This is a genomic window from Achromobacter sp. ACM03 (assembly GCF_014851665.1).
GTDB classification, from domain to species: Bacteria; Pseudomonadota; Gammaproteobacteria; order Burkholderiales; family Burkholderiaceae_B; genus Achromobacter; species Achromobacter aegrifaciens.
This window is the reverse complement of the sequence record NZ_JACVAD010000001.1, coordinates 180,994-198,098: the sequence shown is the minus strand read 5'-3', so window position 1 is coordinate 198,098 and position 17,105 is coordinate 180,994. Positions and strand designations below refer to the sequence as shown.

At 68.0% G+C, this 17,105-nt stretch carries 14 protein-coding genes; 7 read left to right on the top strand and 7 right to left on the bottom strand.

Going from position 1 to position 17,105, the window contains the following annotated elements:
- Positions 1-7: 7 nt before the first annotated feature.
- The 5 genes from IB257_RS00830 to IB257_RS00810 are packed head-to-tail and all read left to right on the top strand — an operon-like array spanning position 8 to position 5,737.
- On the top strand, positions 8-967 hold the full coding sequence (locus IB257_RS00830; RefSeq protein WP_192354152.1) for an MBL fold metallo-hydrolase: 960 nt from the start codon (positions 8-10) through the stop codon (positions 965-967).
- Between the two features lie 56 nt (positions 968-1,023).
- On the top strand, positions 1,024-2,058 hold the full coding sequence (locus tag IB257_RS00825; RefSeq protein WP_192491724.1) for a fumarylacetoacetate hydrolase family protein: 1,035 nt from the start codon (positions 1,024-1,026) through the stop codon (positions 2,056-2,058).
- Positions 2,059-2,070: 12 nt separating this feature from the next.
- Positions 2,071-2,739 (top strand): maleylacetoacetate isomerase, encoded by a 669-nt coding sequence (gene maiA, locus IB257_RS00820; RefSeq protein ID WP_119449485.1) that lies wholly within the window; start codon positions 2,071-2,073, stop codon positions 2,737-2,739.
- Positions 2,740-2,792: 53 nt separating this feature from the next.
- Positions 2,793-4,145 carry an MFS transporter gene (locus IB257_RS00815; protein ID WP_175163930.1) on the top strand — a complete coding sequence of 451 codons (1,353 nt, stop codon included), beginning with the start codon at positions 2,793-2,795 and terminating at the stop codon, positions 4,143-4,145.
- 38 nt (positions 4,146-4,183) lie between these two features.
- Positions 4,184-5,737, top strand: a complete 1,554-nt coding sequence (locus tag IB257_RS00810) for a fumarate hydratase (RefSeq protein ID WP_192492136.1) — start codon at positions 4,184-4,186, stop codon at positions 5,735-5,737.
- 61 nt (positions 5,738-5,798) lie between these two features.
- Here IB257_RS00810 and IB257_RS00805 read toward each other — a convergent pair whose 3' ends face one another.
- Both IB257_RS00805 and IB257_RS00800 read right to left on the bottom strand, forming a co-directional pair.
- Positions 5,799-6,617, bottom strand: a complete 819-nt coding sequence (locus IB257_RS00805; RefSeq protein ID WP_192491723.1) for a tRNA U-34 5-methylaminomethyl-2-thiouridine biosynthesis protein — start codon at positions 6,615-6,617, stop codon at positions 5,799-5,801.
- 16 nt (positions 6,618-6,633) lie between these two features.
- Positions 6,634-7,560 (bottom strand): tRNA U-34 5-methylaminomethyl-2-thiouridine biosynthesis protein, encoded by a 927-nt coding sequence (locus IB257_RS00800; RefSeq protein ID WP_054456579.1) that lies wholly within the window; start codon positions 7,558-7,560, stop codon positions 6,634-6,636.
- Between the two features lie 430 nt (positions 7,561-7,990).
- On the opposite strand from IB257_RS00800, the gene IB257_RS00795 reads away from it, so the two are divergent.
- Entirely contained in the window at positions 7,991-10,000 is a 2,010-nt protein-coding gene (locus IB257_RS00795; RefSeq protein WP_192491722.1) for a PEP/pyruvate-binding domain-containing protein, read from the top strand.
- Between the two features lie 3 nt (positions 10,001-10,003).
- Here IB257_RS00795 and IB257_RS00790 read toward each other — a convergent pair whose 3' ends face one another.
- Both IB257_RS00790 and IB257_RS00785 read right to left on the bottom strand, forming a co-directional pair.
- Positions 10,004-10,981, bottom strand: coding sequence for a tripartite tricarboxylate transporter substrate binding protein (locus IB257_RS00790; protein ID WP_192491721.1), 978 nt, complete (start codon positions 10,979-10,981; stop codon positions 10,004-10,006).
- Position 10,982: 1 nt separating this feature from the next.
- On the bottom strand, positions 10,983-12,266 hold the full coding sequence (locus IB257_RS00785) for an amidase (RefSeq protein ID WP_192491720.1): 1,284 nt from the start codon (positions 12,264-12,266) through the stop codon (positions 10,983-10,985).
- 113 nt (positions 12,267-12,379) lie between these two features.
- On the opposite strand from IB257_RS00785, the gene IB257_RS00780 reads away from it, so the two are divergent.
- On the top strand, positions 12,380-13,267 hold the full coding sequence (locus tag IB257_RS00780; RefSeq protein ID WP_244958633.1) for a LysR substrate-binding domain-containing protein: 888 nt from the start codon (positions 12,380-12,382) through the stop codon (positions 13,265-13,267).
- A gap of 56 nt (positions 13,268-13,323) precedes the next feature.
- Here the strand turns inward: IB257_RS00780 and lpdA are convergent, their stop codons facing one another.
- Genes lpdA through IB257_RS00765 form a run of 3 tightly spaced genes read right to left on the bottom strand, consistent with a single transcriptional unit; the run spans position 13,324 to position 17,105 of the window.
- Complete coding sequence (gene lpdA / locus IB257_RS00775) at positions 13,324-14,727, bottom strand: dihydrolipoyl dehydrogenase (RefSeq protein WP_119449133.1); 1,404 nt, start codon at positions 14,725-14,727, stop codon at positions 13,324-13,326.
- A 2-nt stretch (positions 14,728-14,729) separates the two neighbouring features.
- On the bottom strand, positions 14,730-16,058 hold the full coding sequence (locus IB257_RS00770; protein ID WP_175213194.1) for a dihydrolipoamide acetyltransferase family protein: 1,329 nt from the start codon (positions 16,056-16,058) through the stop codon (positions 14,730-14,732).
- 3 nt (positions 16,059-16,061) lie between these two features.
- Positions 16,062-17,105, bottom strand: coding sequence for an alpha-ketoacid dehydrogenase subunit beta (locus IB257_RS00765; RefSeq protein WP_054456573.1), 1,044 nt, complete (start codon positions 17,103-17,105; stop codon positions 16,062-16,064).

Sequence of the window (17,105 nt, the reverse complement as noted above, 5' to 3'; positions counted from 1 at the left end):
GAACACCATGAGCAAACCCTTCGCCTCCCAGGCCGACCTGGCGGAAAAGAAGATCTCCTTCGAACGCCTGTCCGACAACGCCTACGCCTACGTTGCCGACGGCGACCCAAACTCGGGCGTGATCATCGGCGACGACAGCGTGATGGTGGTCGACGCGACCGCGACGCCGGCCATGGCGCAGGCGCTGATCCGCGCGATCCGCGGCGTCACGGACAAGCCCATCCGCCACGTGGCGCTGACGCACTACCACGCCGTGCGCGTGCTGGGCGCGTCGGCCTTCGCCGCCGAGGGCGCGGCCAACGTGTACGCCAGCCGCGGCACGCATGAGCTCATCGTCGAACGCGGCCAGGCCGACATGGACTCGGAGATCGGCCGCTTCCCGCGGCTGTTCCAGTCCGCCGAGACCATCCCCGGGCTGACCTGGCCCACCGTGGTGTTCGAGCGCGAACTGACCGTGTTCCTGGGCAGCCTCGAAGTGCGCATGCTGCACCTGGGCGCAGGCCACACCCGCGGCGACTCCATCGTCTGGATTCCTTCGCAGGGCATCTGTTTTTCCGGCGACCTGGTGGAGTTCAACGCGGGCGTGTACACGGGCGACGCCTATCTGTCCGACTGGCCCGCCACGCTGGACGCGCTGCAAGCGCTGCAACCGCGCCAGATGGTGCCGGGCCGCGGCCCGGCGCTGACCACGCCCGCCGCCTGCCGCGAAGCCATCGGCTACACGCGCGGCTGGGTCGAAACGCTGTACGGCTGCGCGCGCCAGGGCGTGGAGCAAGGCAAGAGCCTGAAGCAGGTCTATGAGGACACGCGCCGCGTCATGGACCCCGAGTTCGGTCACGTCGTCATCTACGAACACGCCATTCCCTTCGATGTTTCGCGCGCCTATGACGAGGCCAGCGGCATCGCCGATCCGCGCGTCTGGACCGCCCAGCGCGACCGCGACATGTGGGCCGAACTCACCGCCTGATCCCGCACGACAAGGCCCCGGCGCGGGCCTGCCTATCCGATACGGAGTACCTGAAGATGAAACTCGCCACCCTGACCAACGGCGCCCGCGACGGCGTCCTGGCCATCGTCAACCGCGACCTGACCCGCATGCGCGCCGTGCCGCACATCGCGGCCACCTTGCAGCAGGCGCTGGACGACTGGGCCCGCGCCGCGCCGCTGCTACAGGCCGAATATGAGTCGTTGAACGCCGGCGACGGCGCCAGCCTCCCGTTCGACCCCGCCCGCTGCGCCGCCCCCTTGCCGCGCGCCTACCAATGGCTGGACGCATCGGCCTACCTGAACCACGTGGAGCTGACGCGCCGCGCCCGCGGCGGCGAGATGCCGCCTTCGTTCCTGACCGATCCGCTGATGTACCAGGGCGCGTCGGATGACTTCTTGGGCCCCTGCGAAGACATCACCGCCGCCAGCGAGGAACTGGGCGTGGACCTGGAAGCGGAGATCGTGGTGGTGACCGACGACGTGCCGCTGGGCGTGGACGCCGACACGGCGCTCGAACACATCGTGCTGCTGGGCCTGGTCAACGACGTGACCCTGCGCAACGTGGTGCTGCCAGAGCTGTCCAAGGGCTTCGGCTTCCTGCAGGGCAAGCCCGCCTCGGCGCTGTCGCCCGTACTCGTCACGCCTGATGAGCTCGCCCCCTACTGGCGCGGCGGCAAGCTGCACCGCGCCATGCAGGTGTGGCTCAACGGCCAACAGATCGGCCGGCCCCAGGCGGGCGAGGAAATGCAGTTCCACTTCGGCGAACTGATCGCGCACGCGGCCCGCACGCGCCGCCTGGGCGCGGGCACGCTGGTGGGCAGCGGCACCATTTCGAATGCCAGCGACGCGGCCGGCGTGTGTTGCCTGGTCGAGGCGCGCGTGCGGGAGAAGTTGCGCGACGGCGAAATGCGCACGCCCTTCCTCAAGCATGGCGACCGCGTGCGCATCGGCATGCGCGACGACGCGGGCGCAAGCCTGTTCGGCGACATCGACCAGCAGGTGCGCATTCCCGGCACGCGCCCCATGCCTGGCACCGTATCGGCCGACGCTTCTGAGCCCGCCGCCGCCTGACCGGAGACCGCCATGGCCGATACGCCTGCCCTCACCCTGCACAGCTACTGGCGCAGTTCCGCGGCCTACCGGGTCCGCATCGCCCTGGCCTTGAAAGGCCTGCCTTACCGGCAGGTCACCTGGCACATGGTCAAGGGCGAGCACCAGCAGCCCGCCTACCGCTCGCTCGCGCCCTTCGGCCTGGTGCCCATGCTGGAAATCGACGGCCTGCGCCTGCAGCAGTCGCTGGCCATCATCGAGTACCTGGACGAGCGGCATCCCGGCGCGCCGCTGCTGCCGGCCGATCCGGCGCTGCGCGCGCAGGCCCGCGCGCTGGCGCAACTGGTCGCCTGCGAAATGCATCCGCTCAACAACCTGCGCGCGCTCAAGCGCCTGCGCGCCCAGTTCGGCGCGGATGACGAACAGATCCAGGACTGGTACCGCCACTGGTGCGCCGAGGGCTTCCAGGCCTTCGAGGCGGCGCTGCCCGTGGCGCAGGACGGCGGCTACGCGCTGGGCGCCGCGCCCACGCTGGTCGAGTGCTATCTGATCCCGCAGGTCTACAACGCCTTGCGCTACGGCGCGGACCTGACGCCCTTCGAACGGGTCCGCGCCATCGTCCAGGCCTGCGCCAGCCTGCCCGCGTTCGTAGCGGCCCGTCCGGAAAACCAGCCCGACGCGCCGCAGAGCGCCGCGGCCTAGGCAACGCCTCCCAATAAGAAGCTGAACCGCCGCATTCCCCCACGGAGACAACCATGCAGACAGAAATTCCCGCCGACGGCGCCGCCGTCGCTTCCGCCCGCCGGTCCGCATCCGGCCCGCTGGTCAGCGCCGACGATCGCAAGGTACTGGCCGCCACCCTGGTCGGCTCGGCCATCGAGTGGTACGACTACTTCATCTACGTCCAGGCCGCGGGATTGGTGCTGGGTTCGCTGTTCTTCGCGCCCTTCGCCAAGGAAAATCCCGAGCTGTCGCTGATCCTGTCCTTCGCGACGGTGGGCGTGGCCTTCCTGTTCCGGCCGCTGGGCGCCATCGTCTGCGGCCATCTGGGTGACCGCTACGGCCGCAAGCGGGTGCTGGCGGCCACGCTGATCCTGATGGGCGTGTCCACCGCGCTAATCGGCGTGCTGCCCACCTACGCGCAGATCGGCATCTGGGCGCCGGTGATGCTGGTGACGCTGCGCGTGCTGCAAGGGTTCTCCGCCGGCGGCGAATGGGGCGGCGCGGCGCTCATGGCGGTCGAGCACGCGCCGCGCGACCGGCGTTCGCTGTTCGGCGCCTTCCCCCAGATCGGCGTACCGCTGGGCATGATCGTCGCCACCGGCGTGCTGTGGTGCATTACCTCCCTGGTCGGCCCCGACAACTTCATGGCCTGGGGTTGGCGCGTGTCTTTCCTGCTGTCCATCGCGCTCATCATTGTCGGCGTCTTCATCCGCCGCGCAGTCGAGGAATCGCCGGTGTTCCTGGAGATGCAGTCGCGCCGCAGCCATTCCTCGGCGCCGCTGGGCACGCTGTTGCGCAAACATCCGCGCCAGATCCTGCTGACCACGCTGATCTTCGTGGGCAACAGCACGGCGGGTTACCTGCTGGTCGGCTTCTTCATCAGCTACGGCAGCCGGGCGCTGCGCATGCCGCCACAGCAGGTGCTGATGATCTGCACGCTGGCCGCGGCCTGCTGGCTGGGCACCACGCTGCTGGGCGGCTGGCTGGGCGACCGCATCGGCCGCGTGCGCACCTTCCAGCTCGGCTACGTGCTGCTGGCGCTGTGGGCCATACCGATGTGGTCCTTCGTCGACTCCGGCGACGTCATGCAATTCGCCTTCGCCCTGGCCGTGCTGTCGGTGCCGCTGGGCCTGACCTACGGCCCGCAGGCCGCGCTGTACGCCGAGATGTTCCCGGCCGACGTGCGCTACTCGGGCGTGTCGGCAGGCTACGCGCTGGGCTCCATCCTGGGCGGCGCCTTCGCCGCGATGATCGCGCAGTCCATCATCACCGCCACCGGACAGTCCTGGCACGTAGGCGTCTACGTCATCGCCATGGCCGTGGTGTCGTTCGTCGCCGTGAGCCTGGTCAAGGACCGGCCCGGCGTCACGCTGCACGCCGATTGAACTTGATCCTCTGCCAAAGCCACCTGCCCTCGCACGCCATGAGCACCTTCATCCGCCAGGACGACCTGATCGAATCCATCGCCAGCGCGCTGCAATACATCAGCCATTACCATCCGGCCGACTACATCGCGCACCTGGCCCGCGCCTATGAACGCGAAGCCAGCGCGCCAGCGCGCGACGCCATGGCTCAGATCCTGGCCAGCTCGCGCATGGCCGCCATCGGTAAGCGGCCGATCTGCCAGGACACCGGCATCGTCAACGTCTTCCTGGAAGTCGGCATGGACGTGCGCTGGGAGGGCTTTGGCGGCAGCCTGGAGGACGCCGTCAACGCCGGCGTGCGGCGCGCCTACCTGGACCCGGACAATCCGCTGCGGGCCTCGGTGGTGGCGGACCCGCTGTTCAGCCGCGGCAATACCCGCGACAACACGCCCGCCGTTATCAACACACGCATCGTGCCGGGCGCAAGCGTGGCCGTCACGGTCGCGGCCAAGGGCGGCGGCTCGGAAAACAAGGCGCGGCTGGCCATGCTGAACCCGGCCGACAGCGTCGTCGACTGGGTGCTGGCGCAGATACCCGCCATGGGCGCGGGCTGGTGTCCGCCCGGCATGCTGGGCATAGGCGTGGGCGGCACCGCCGAAAAAGCGGTGCTGCTGGCCAAGGAAAGCCTGATGCAGCCGCTGGACATGCACGAACTGCAGGCGCGGGCGCAGCGCGGCGATGCACTGACGCCCGAGGACGCGCTGCGGCTGGAACTGCACGAGCGCGTCAACGCGCTGGGCGTGGGCGCGCAGGGCCTGGGCGGCCTCACCACGGTACTGGACGTGAAGATCAAGACCTACCCCACGCATGCGGCCGCCAAGCCCATCGCGCTGATCCCCAATTGCGCGGCCACGCGCCATGCAAGCTTCGTGCTGGACGGATCCGGCCCCGCGCACCTGGCCCCGCCCTCGCTGGATCTCTGGCCCGACCTGGGACCCGGGCGCGGATCCAGCGCCGGTCGGCGCGTGAACCTGGACACCCTCACCCGCGAGGAGGTCGGGTCCTGGCGCGCCGGCGAAACCTTGCTGCTAAACGGCCGCATGCTGACCGGACGCGATGCCGCGCACCAGCGCATCCGCGAAATGCTGGCCCGCGGCGAGCCCCTGCCCGCCGACTTCCGCGGCCGCGCCATCTACTACGTGGGCCCGGTGGACGCCGTGCGCGACGAGGCCGTCGGCCCTGCCGGCCCGACCACGTCCACGCGTATGGACGGCTACACCGACATGATGCTGGAGCGCACGGGACTGCTGACGATGATAGGCAAGGCCGAGCGCGGCCCGCAGGCGGTCGAGTCAATCCGACGCCACCGGGCGGCCTACCTGATCGCCGTGGGCGGCGCGGCCTATCTCGTCTCCCGCGCCATCCGCAGCGCCCGGGTGGTCGCGTTCGAGGACCTGGGCATGGAAGCGATCCACGAATTCGAAGTCACGGACATGCCCGTGACCGTGGCGGTGGACGCGGCGGGCGGCAACCTGCATGTGTCGGGGCCGGCGCAATGGCGCCGCACGGCGGGGGCCAGGGAGATACCGGTGACGCTGGCGGGCGCTGCCTGAGCACGGGGATTGGCGCCCCCTCGAAGGCGCCGCGCGGTACGCGCCACGGCTCGGCGCGTGTTCAATCCAGCTTGAATTCCACCACGGCTCCGCCGCTGCCATAAAGCGGCGCATATTCCAGCACATTGGCGCCGCGGAACCGGTCGCCCACCGCGCCCAGCAGCCAGGACATGTGCTTGAAGCCCATCTCCGCCTTGGCCTGCCCGGCGTACTCGGGCATGAGTTCACGCAGTTTTCCGGCGTCGCCGCTTTCCAGCAGCGCCAGCATGCGGCGGTTCCAGTCGTCGTCGGTCTGGGAGATCAAGCGGTCGGATTCCGGCGCCACAGGCTCGCGGAACATGGTGTTGGACAGGCCGCCTATGCCGATGACCGCCGCCCGCTTGCCCTGGGCCGCGGCCGCCTGCAAGGCGATGCGGCTGAGCTGCTCCGTCTGCGCGTTGTCGTGATACAGGTTATTGGCCGCCAGCGTCACGGGCAGCTTGTCGCTGCCGAAGCCCATCAGCGTGCTGACCGTGATGGTGCCCGTATCGATGGGAAACTGGTCGTAGTCCACGCCGCGCGCATGGATGCCGGCGTCGCGGCAGCCCTGCACGCAGGCTTCTGCCAAGCCCGTATCGCTGGCGATGTCAAAGGGCAGCTCGCCGTACTCGTGCCAGTTCTCGTCCACGTGCACACCGGTGCTGCGCGCGCGGGTGATCCACAGCTGGTCCAGCACCGCCATCCACTGCGTCGAATACACCAGCACCACGTCGGGCCGGGAAGCGGCGAGCGACTCGCCGGCCGCGCGCAGCGCCTGATGCAGCCGCCCCCAGGGCGCCACGTCGCTGCGCAACTGCGGCAGCGGGCTGCCGGGAACGAGAAATGCGGAAACGAGGGTCATGGCATGTCTCCAACGGCTAGGCCGTAACGCCAGCGGGGGCTTCAAGGCGGGACAGCCCGGCCTCCTGCAGATTCCATTCCATCACCGCGTTGCCGGTGCCGATCACGGTGCCGTAGCCATGGAACTTGCCCGCCAGTTGCGGATAGCCCATGGCCGCGTGCATCCAGGTGAACGCGCCGGATTTCACTTCGGCGAAGGCTTCGTCGATGAACTGGGGCAGGAGTTCGAACACCTCGCCCATCCTGCCCTTGCGCATCAGTTCGATCATGCGGATGTCCCACAGATAGCCGTCGTAACGCGCCGGATGCTCCTTGGACATGTCCTCGGGCACCTCGGGCTGCTCGTGGAAATGCCAGTGCGACAGCGTATTGCTGGCCAGCAGGACCGCCCGCCGCCCGCTCTTGCGTATGGCTTCGCGCGTGGCCCGGCCCAGCAGGTCCATTTCCTTCTGCCCTTCCTGGGTGTCGAGGTAGTACGGCGTGTTGTTCGCCGACAGCCCCACCACCGGGATGTCCCATTGCGGCCGCACCATGTGCAGCGTGGTGATGGTGCCGTAGTCCACCCTGAACTTCGGATTGCGCATCATCTTGGTGACCAGGCCCAGCTTGCTGCCTTCCTCGCAACAGGCTTCGGCCAGTTCCACGTCCACGTCCATGCCGAAGTCGTAGCGGAACAGGTCGGGAAAGATCGGATCGACCGAGCGGCCCGCCAGGCGCGGCACGCCCAGGAAATGGTGGCCCACCTGGGTGATCCAGTGCGGCGAATGCACCAGCAGCACGTCGGGCTGCAGGCGTTCGATGCTCTCTCGCACGTGGTCGTAGGCCCAGCGCAGGCTTTCCCAGCCGCCGCGCGAGCGCGGCTCGTTCTGCGGCGGGTTCTCGCCGTACACCAGGTGCGGCGGGTGGGGAGCCAGGAATCCGGAAAGAATTTCGCCGTCCTTCATTGCTTACTCCTTTGCGAGAGCAGTGGGAACCCGTTAGGCCGATGCGACGCCTGTCATTTTGTACGTATACGTACTTGATTCAAGTATCGATTCGTGCAAGGCCGCTGTCAACGGGCGGCGCGTCCTCAGAAGATAGGGAGTTTCCCCGAGCGGCCACGAAAAAAAGGAGCAGCGATGGCTGCTCCTTTGAAAAGACCCTACGAAAAACCGTTTCCATCATCGCGTGCGGAGATGGCCGGTTTCTCGCGGCGCCGGCGGGCGCGATATAGCCTTGGGCGGCATTACACGCCATCTTTGGCCCCATGCATATCACTGAAATTGGGTATTTTGCGTCCGGCAGCAACGTCAACGCATAGTTGGCCACATCCAGAAACAACCGCCCGCGCCACTCCGATATCATCGCGGCTCCCTGCGCCCCGCCCGCCCGTCCATGCGTCCATCACCCGCCCGCCGCCGCCTTTCCTCCCGCCACCTGACCCGCCTGATCGTCCTGGCCGCATTGGCTGGGGCAGCCGCCGGCTTCGGCCCGTCCGTCCAGGCGCAGACTGCCCGCAAGCCTTCGCCCTACGAGAACTCGCGGCCGTTGACTCCCGACGAGCGCGCGGCGCAGCCAGCGGAAGACGCTAAAAAGGCGGGGCCGGCCTTTCTGGGGAAAATCCAGACCCAGGCCGAATTCCTGCAGCTGGCCCGGGTCTACAACCCCGGCACGCCGCTGGAAATCCCGCACGTACTGTTCGTGATCGACCGGAAACAGGGCGGCAAGATCTACTACCTCAACACACCGCGCTACTCGCTGCACGAGCACTTCGCACGTGAACGTCGCCTCTTGCCCGCCGACGACAAAGCCACGCTGATCGCCCAGTACAAGGACCCGCAGCGGCGTCTGCTGTTCGGCACCCTGAGCTGGCAGCGCGACCTGCCCGGCTACACCTATGAATTCTGGGAAGGCGACCGGCTCACTCCGGAACTGCTGCAGCTGACCGAGGAGAAACTGCAGGCCAGCTTCTACCAACCGGTGCGCTTCAAGGCCAATTCCACGCTGCATGAACAGCTCGCGCAAAACGCCGGCCTGAAGGCCGTGACGCAGGAATCGCTGCTGCGCGAACAGACCTTCCTGCCGCTGAACACGGGGCAGGCCCAGGGCCGGCTACGCATCGTGGCCTCGGTTGACGACACGCCGGATCTGGCGCCGACCGACATCCTGGTGCTGGACGAGGTCCCGGTCGCGCTGCCGCCCGTGGCCGGCCTGGTCACGCAACGGCCCTCCACCCTGCTGTCCCATGTCAATCTGCTGGCCAAAGGCTGGCGCATCCCCAATGCCTATGTGCGCGATGCCGTGGCGACGCTGCGCGAGCACGACGGCCAGTGGGTCGAGCTGACCGTCACCAATAATGCCTATCAGGTGCAGCGCATCGGCAAGCCTGAAACCGCGCCGCCGCCCAAGACCGCGCGGCCGCTGCCCAAGCCCGACCTGACGGTGAAGGCAATCAAGCCGCTCTCCGGCATGGTCACACGCGACAGCCGCCATTGCGGCGTGAAGGCGGCCAACCTGGGCGCGCTGAAGTCGGCGCTGCCACCCGCGGCCACCGTGCCGGACGGCTTCTGCATCCCCTTCGCGCAGTACGCGGCATTCATGGCGCAGCTGCGCGTGCCGCAACGCATCGCCGCGCTGGAACAGCGGGCGGACTTCGCCAGCGATGCCAACGTGCGCCGCGCCGAACTGGCCGCGCTGCGCCAGGACATCATCCAGGCCCAGCCCGATCCGGCCTTGGCCGCGGCCTGGCGCGAACGCTGGCAAAAGCAGTTGCAGGGCCGCGGCGTATTCGTGCGCAGCTCGTCCAATTCCGAAGACCTGCCGGGATTCAGCGGCGCCGGGCTCTACACCACCGTGCCCAACGTGACGCAGGCCGACGCGCTGGCGCAAGCCGTGCAGACCGTGTGGGCCTCGGTTTACAACTACGAAGCCTACGAAGCCCGGCGCGCGGCCGGCATCGGCCAGGACGGTGTGGTGATGGCGGTGCTGGTGCAACAGGCCGCCGCGTCTGACAGCTCGGGCGTCATGATCACCCGCGATCCCTTCGACGCCTCGCGCCGCTACGTCACCTACATCTCGGCCAAGCGCGGCCTGGGCATCAAGGTGGTGGAAGGCAAGCGGCAGGCCGAACAGCTGATGTACTCCAGCTGGTCCAAGGCAGTGCAGGTACTGACCCGCTCAGCCGAGGACACCCAGTTGGTGGCGGATGCGGCGGGCGGCGTGCGCGAAGTGCCGATCGAGGGCGCGCGCCAGGTGTTGAACGATGCCCTGGTGGCGCGCCTGGCCGCGGTAGGCAGCCAGGTCAAGCAGCGCCTGGGCGGCGCGGACCAGGATATCGAATGGGCCGTGCAGGGCGACAACATCCTGATCCTGCAGGCCCGGCCGTATATCGACGGCAGCCGTTAGGCCTTAATCCGGACTCGCTCCCGAGGCCTGCACGACCTGCTTCCACTGCATGTACTCGGCCTGCTGCCGCGCCGCCAGCTCGGCCGGGCCGTCGTGCATCATGGTGACCCCCAGCTGGTCGAACTTCTGTTGCAGCGCCTGGTCGGCCAGGACTTTGCGGATGGCCAGATGCAAGGTGTCGATCGCCGCGCGGGGCGCTTCCTTTGCGCCATAGAACGCCACCCACAGGTCGCCGCGGAATCCCGGTATGGCTTCGTTGATGGCAGGGACGTCGGGCAGCAAGGCGTTGCGCTTTTCGCTGCTGACGCCCAGCGCGCGCAGCTTGCCGGCCTTGATGCCTTCCACGGCCGAGGGCAGGCTGGCGAACAGCATCGGCACCTGATTGCCCATCACATCCGCCATGGCTGGCGACACGCCGCGATAGGGGATGTGCTGCATGCGCAGCCCGCCCATCTGGTCCAGCATGACGCCCAGCAAATGGTTCAAGGTTCCCGCCCCGGCCGAGGCGTACTGGTACTTCTCCGGATTGGCCTTGATCAAGGCAATGAATTCCTTCATGTCCTTCGCGGGAAAGGCCGGGTTCACGCACAGCACGTTGGGCACTTCACCCACTGCGGCGATCGGCGCGAAGTCCTTGATGGGATCGAACTTCGCGTCTTTGTAGACCCAAGGCACGATCAGCTGATTGCTGTTCGCCGTGAACAGCACGGTGTAGCCATCCTGCGGCTCGCGCAGGAACGCCTGCGTGCCCACGACGCCGCCAGCGCCGGGCTTGTTGATGACAACCACCGGCTGTCCCAGTTCAGCGCCGAGTTTTTCCGCCATGATGCGCGCAACGATATCCACCGTGCCGCCGGCCGCGGTAGGCACGACGACATTGATCGGACGGTCGGGAAAAGCGGCATGCGCCTGCCCCAATCCCGTCACCACCGCGGCGGCGCACAGGGCCAGCACGCCCTGCCTCAGTTTCTTGAATCCCATTTCATTCCCCTTGCTGTTTCAGCAGATGATGTAAATCCCGGCCGACGGCGAGCAAGGCCAGGTCCTTGCCCAGATCGCCGACCAATTGCATGCCCATGGGCAGTCCCGCGCGGCTGAATCCGGTCGGCAGGTGCAGGCAAGGCCACCCCAGCACCGACCAGATCTTGTTGTATGAAGCGTCGCCGGTGTGCTCCAGCCCAAGGGGCGCCGGACCCGGCGTGCTGGGCGTAAGCACCAGGTCGGCGCCGCCATAGAGCGCGCCCCATCCGTGGCGCAGCGCGGCCTGAATCCCGAGCATCTCGTGGTACTCCCCTGCCCCGATGGCCAGGCCACGCGCCACCGCCTGGCGCAAGACGGCGCTCAATGCATGACCCTGGCGTTCCACCACCGGCCCCAGACTGCGCGCGAACTCGTAGTGCATGATCACATCGTGCGCCTGCAGCAAAAGCGCCGTCTCGCGCTCGGCTTGCACTGGCACGCACTGCACGCCATGCGCGGCCAGAACCGCATGGGCGCGATCGATCTCGGCATGGCTCTCGGCACACAATCCGGCTTTCGGATTGTTCAATTGCACCGCGACGGTCAGTTGGCGGCCGGACGGTACGGGCGCGTGCGCGCCGCCCACGAGCACGTCCGCGATGAGCTGGGCGTCCGCCACGCTATTCGCGTACCAGCCTATGGTGTCCAGCGATTCGCAGGTGAGCTTCATGCCGTCCCGGAACACGCGCCCGGCGCTCGGTTTGAATCCCACCACTCCGCAATACGCCGCCGGGCGGATCATCGAACCTCCGGTCTGCGTGCCCAGCGCGGCTGGCACCATGCCGGCCGCCACCGCGGCCGCGGAACCGCTCGAGGAGCCGCCAGGCGTGTGCGCCAGCGCATGCGGATTGCGGGTGGGGCCCGGCGTCCTGAACGCGAACTCGGCCGTCACGGTCTTGCCCACCGGAATCGCGCCCGCCGCGCGCAACATGCCCACGCTGCAGGCGTCGAACGCCGCATTGCCGGCAATCAAGGCAGGCGCCCCAAAACCGGTGGGCATGTCGGCCACGTCGATCACGTCCTTGATGCCGATGGGCACGCCGGCAAGCGCGCCGGCGGCGTGCCGCGCCGGTTCCATCTGCTCCAGCGCCACGGCGGGCAGCACATGGCTCCATGCGCGGATTGCCGGATCTTGCCGCGCGATGGCCGCCAGGCTCTGGCGCGCCGCCGCGAACACCGCCGCTTCGCCATCCCGCACTCTTTGAGCGATGGCAGCGACTGACGGAGAAATGGAAGCGAGGGACATGTGCGGATCCGGAATGCCGGCGGTGTGTAGCGATGCGGCATCTTAGGAACTCGACTAATCTATGTCCAATATGTAATTTCGCCCTAATTATGTCGAAATCAGAATTAATCTTCGTGGACGGTCGCTTGCTGGTCCTGTTCTGCACGCTGGCGGAAGAACTGCACTTCGCGCGGGCGGCGGCACGCCTGTTCATGACCCAACCGCCCCTCACGCAGCAGATCAAGCGACTGGAAGCGATCGTCGGCGTGCCGCTGTTCGTGCGCACCACGCGCTCGGTGAAATTGACGCCCGCCGGCGAAATCATGTACGAGCGGGCGCGCAAGATCGCGGCGGACACCCAGCTGATGCTGCGGCAGGCGCGGCGCACGGCCCGCGGCGAAACCGGGTCGCTGGTGATAGGCATCACGCCCAGCGCGGCAAGCTCGCCGCTGGTGTCGGCGCTCAGCCATTACCGCGATGCGCACCCCGAAGTCCGCATCGATCTGCGCGAAATGAACTCCGTCGACATGGAGCCCGCGCTGCGGTCGCGCGCGGTCGATGTGGCGCTGATGCGTCCGCATCCGCTGGATGCGGATATCGTGACCCGCGTCGTCTACGAAGAGCCCCTGCGCGTGGCGCTGCGCCATGATCATGCGCTGGCGCATCAGCGTGATGTTTCGCTGGAAGAACTGCTGGAATTTCCCCTGGTGGGCTACCGCCAGGACATCTCGCCGTACTTCCGCAATATGATCCAGGCGCTGTACGCGCGTGCGCAGCTGAAGCCGGAAATCGCGCAGGAAAGCGTCATTCCCACCTTGCTGACGCTGGTGGAAGCCGGCGTCGGCCCTGCACTGGTGCCCCAATCGTTGTCCCGAATGCGTTCGGATTCATTGCGCTTCCTGCCTTTGCGCGATGTGGCTGGAGCCACGGCCCAGGTGGTGTTGGCAGCGTTGCGCGACCAAGGCAACCCTGCGGTGGAAGGATTCAGCGCCGCATTGGCACAAGCCGTAACCCCTCGCTAGGCACTGTCCGGGCTTGCGGTGGAACGCCGCGCAAGCGCGGCGTTCCATTGCGCCTCCTAGATATGCAGCGCGTGCCCCAGCGCCTTGAGCGCCGCTTCCTGCACCGCTTCGCCCAGGGTCGGATGCGCATGGATGGTGCCCGCCACGTCTTCCAGCGTGGCGCCCATTTCCAACGACTGGCCGAACGCCGTCGACAGCTCCGACACGCCGCGTCCCACCGCCTGCCAGCCCACGATCAGGTGGTTGTCGCGGCGCGCGACCACGCGCACGAAACCGTCGGTGGATTCCAGCGTCATCGAACGCCCGTTGGCGGCAAAGGGGAAGGAAGCCGTCAGGCAGTCCAATCCCGCGCTTTCCGCCTCGGCAGGCGACAGGCCCGCCACCACGACTTCGGGGTCGGTGAAGCAGACCGCCGGGATCGAAGCAGGCAGGAAGTGGCGGCGCTTGCCCGAAACCAGCTCGGCCACCATCTCGCCCTGCGCCATGGCGCGGTGCGCCAGCATGGGTTCGCCGGCGATGTCGCCGATGGCCCAGACGTCGCGCATGGAGGTGCGGCACTGGTCGTCGATGCGCAGCGCGTTGCCCTTGCGGTCGAGCTGCAGGCTTTCCAGCCCCCAGTCCTGCGTGCGCGGACGCCGGCCCACCGCGATCAGCACGCGGTCTGCCGGCAGCAGGGTTTCGACGCCCGCCGCGTCCTGCACGCGCACCGCGTTGCCGGCGCCGTTCAGGCCCAGCACCTTGCGGCCCAGGTGCAGGTCCACACCCATTTTCGCCAAGGCGGCAGCCACCGGCTTGGTGAGCTCGGCATCGTAGGTTGGCAGGATGCGGTCCTGCGCTTCCACCACGGCCACCTCGGCGCCCAGCTTGCGGTACACGGTGCCGAGTTCCAGGCCGATATAGCCGCCGCCCACCACCACCAATTGCTTGGGAATGCTGGAAGGCGACAAGGCTTCGGTGGACGACACCACCATGCCGCCGAACGGCATGGACGGCAGCGGCGTCGGTTCGGAGCCCGCCGCCAGCAGCAGATGCTCGCACTGGATGCGGATGGCGCCGGACTCGCCGCCATCCACTTCCACGGTCTTGCCGTCCAGCAGCCGGGCCCAGCCGCGCACCACTTCCACGCCGTTCTTCTTCAACAACGCAGCAACGCCGCCGGTCAGCTTGCCGACGATGCCGTCCTTCCAGGCCACGGTCTGGGCCAGGTCGATGGCGGGCGCCGACACGGAAATGCCCAGCGCCGACTTGCCCGCGTAGTGGCGCGCCTTGTCGAATTCCTCGGCCGCGTGGATCAGCGCCTTGGAGGGGATGCAGCCGATGTTCAGGCAGGTGCCGCCCAGCTGGGCGCCTTCGACCAGAATGGTCGGCACGCCCAGCTGGCCGGCGCGGATGGCGGCGACGTAGCCGCCAGGGCCGCCGCCGATCACCAGCAAAGTCGTAGTCTTAGTGATCTGGCTCATGCTTACTCCACGAAAAGCAGCGCGGGTTGCTCCAGCAGCGCGCGCACCGCCTGGATGAAGCGCGCCGCGTCCATGCCGTCCACCACGCGGTGGTCGAAGGACGACGACAGGTTCATCAGCTTGCGCGCCACCACGGCGCCATTGCGGATGGCGGGCCGCTCGACGATGCGGTTCACGCCCACGATGCCGACCTCGGGATGGTTGATCACCGGCGTGGTGACGATGCCGCCCAAAGGCCCCAGGCTGGTGATAGTGATGGTCGACCCCGACAGTTCGTCGCGGCTGGCGCTGCCCGTGCGCACCGCCTCGGCCAGACGGACGATCTCGGCCGCCATGGACCAGAGATCGCGCGCCTCGGCGTGGCGCATGACCGGCACCATCAGGCCGCCGTCGCTTTGCGTGGCGATGCCGATGTGGACCGCGCCGTAGCGCGTGACCACGCCGCCCTCATCGTCGTAGCGCGCGTTGATCTGCGGGAAATCGCGCAGCGCCACCACCATGGCGCGCGCCAGCAGCGGCAATAGCGTGAGCTTGCCGCGCGTCGCGCCCCACTTCTGGTTGAGGCTGGCGCGCAGCTCTTCCAGCTCGGTCACGTCGATTTCCTCGACGTAGCTGAAGTGCGGAATGCGGCGCTTGGACTCGGCCATCTTCTGCGCGATCTTGCGGCGCAGGCCGATGACCGGCACGTTTTCCTCGTCGTTACGCTCGGCGTAGGCCACGCCGCCGCGGGCTTGAGCGCCCCCGCCCTGGCCTTGCAGATAGGCGTCCAGGTCTTCGTGCAGGATCCGGCCTGCCGGGCCGCTGCCGTGCACGTAGCGCAGTTCGATGCCCAGGTCCCAGGCGCGCTTGCGCACCGCCGGCGAGGCCAGCGGTTTGTCGCCGGGCTGGCGCGCGACAGCGGCGGACGCCTGGCGCGCGGGCTTGGCCGGCGCAGCGGGCGGCGCGGCCGGTTTCGCGGGTGCGGCAGGCTCAGCCTTCGGCGCTGGCGCGGGCTGCGGCGCAGGCGCTGCGGCGGCAGGCTGTGCCGCAGCGGGAGCCGCAGCCGCCTTGGCCGGCGGCGCATCGGCGCCCGGCTTCAGGTTGCCCTCGCCTTCGACCTCCAGGCGGATCAGTTCACCGCCCACCGCCATGACCTGGCCCACGTCCCCGCCCAGCGCGACCACGCGGCCGACCACCGGCGCGGGAATCTCGACCGTGGCCTTGTCCGTCATGACGTCGGCCAGCGGCTGGTCCTCGGCCACCATGTCGCCGATCTTCACGTGCCAGGCGACCAGTTCCACTTCCGCGATGCCTTCGCCGATGTCGGGCATCTTGATGACATGAATACCCATCTCTCAACCCTCCATCGCGCGCTTGAACGCTTCGCCGACCCGGCGCGGGCCGGGGAAGTACGCCCATTCCTGCGCGTGGGGATACGGCGTATCCCAGCCGGTCACGCGCTCCACGGGCGCCTCCAGATGATGGAAGCAGTGTTCCTGCACCAGCGAAATCAGCTCGGCGCCGAAGCCGCAGGTGCGCGTGGCTTCGTGCACCACCACGCAGCGGCCGGTCTTCTTGACCGAGTTGACGATGGCGTCCAGGTCCAGCGGCCACAGGCTGCGCAGGTCGATGATCTCGGCGTCGATGCCGGTTTCCTCGGCGGCCGTCAGCGACACGTGCACGGTGGTGCCGTAGGTCAGCACGGTCAGCGCGTTGCCGGGGCGCACGATGGCTGCTGTATCCAGCGGCACGGTGTAGTAGCCGGTGGGCACCACGCTGCCCGGCCGTCCGGTCCAGGGCGTGACGGGCCGGTCATGGTGGCCGTCGAACGGGCCGTTGTAGAGCCGCTTGGGCTCCAGGAAGATGACCGGGTCGTCGTTCTCGATGGCCGCGATCAGCAGGCCCTTGGCGTCGTACGGGTTGGACGGCATCACCGTGCGCAGCCCGCAGACCTGCGTGAACATGGCCTCGGGGCTCTGGCTGTGCGTCTGGCCGCCGTAGATGCCGCCGCCGCAAGGCATGCGGATGGTCATGGGCGCGACGAATTCGTTGACCGAGCGGTAGCGCAGGCGCGCGGCCTCGGACACGATCTGGTCCGAAGCGGGATAGAAATAATCGGCGAACTGGATCTCGCAGACGGGACGCAGGCCGTAGGCGCCCATGCCCACCGCCACGCCGACGATGCCGCCTTCGGAGATGGGCGTGTCGAACACGCGCGAGCTGCCGTACTTGGTCTGCAGGCCTTCGGTGCAGCGGAACACGCCGCCGAAATAGCCGACGTCCTGCCCGAACACCACCACGTTGTTGTCGCGCTCCAGCATCACATCCATGGCCGAGCGCAAAGCCTGGATCATGGTCATCGGCGCGGAGGCCGGACCAGCGTTGTTATCGATAGCCAT

Excerpts from the sequence above, each read along its gene's own strand:
- IB257_RS00765 (WP_054456573.1), bottom strand. The coding sequence starts at position 17,105 with ATGGCTATCGATAACAACGCTGGTCCGGCCTCCGCGCCGATGACCATG.
- IB257_RS00770 (WP_175213194.1), bottom strand. The coding sequence starts at position 16,058 with ATGGGTATTCATGTCATCAAGATGCCCGACATCGGCGAAGGCATCGCG.
- maiA (WP_119449485.1), top strand. The coding sequence starts at position 2,071 with ATGGCCGATACGCCTGCCCTCACCCTGCACAGCTACTGGCGCAGTTCC.
- IB257_RS00825 (WP_192491724.1), top strand. The coding sequence starts at position 1,024 with ATGAAACTCGCCACCCTGACCAACGGCGCCCGCGACGGCGTCCTGGCC.
- lpdA (WP_119449133.1), bottom strand. The coding sequence starts at position 14,727 with ATGAGCCAGATCACTAAGACTACGACTTTGCTGGTGATCGGCGGCGGC.
- IB257_RS00810 (WP_192492136.1), top strand. The coding sequence starts at position 4,184 with ATGAGCACCTTCATCCGCCAGGACGACCTGATCGAATCCATCGCCAGC.
- IB257_RS00800 (WP_054456579.1), bottom strand. The coding sequence starts at position 7,560 with ATGAAGGACGGCGAAATTCTTTCCGGATTCCTGGCTCCCCACCCGCCG.
- IB257_RS00805 (WP_192491723.1), bottom strand. The coding sequence starts at position 6,617 with ATGACCCTCGTTTCCGCATTTCTCGTTCCCGGCAGCCCGCTGCCGCAG.
- IB257_RS00795 (WP_192491722.1), top strand. The coding sequence starts at position 7,991 with ATGCGTCCATCACCCGCCCGCCGCCGCCTTTCCTCCCGCCACCTGACC.
- IB257_RS00785 (WP_192491720.1), bottom strand. The coding sequence starts at position 12,266 with ATGTCCCTCGCTTCCATTTCTCCGTCAGTCGCTGCCATCGCTCAAAGA.
- IB257_RS00815 (WP_175163930.1), top strand. The coding sequence starts at position 2,793 with ATGCAGACAGAAATTCCCGCCGACGGCGCCGCCGTCGCTTCCGCCCGC.
- IB257_RS00790 (WP_192491721.1), bottom strand. The coding sequence starts at position 10,981 with ATGGGATTCAAGAAACTGAGGCAGGGCGTGCTGGCCCTGTGCGCCGCC.
- IB257_RS00830 (WP_192354152.1), top strand. The coding sequence starts at position 8 with ATGAGCAAACCCTTCGCCTCCCAGGCCGACCTGGCGGAAAAGAAGATC.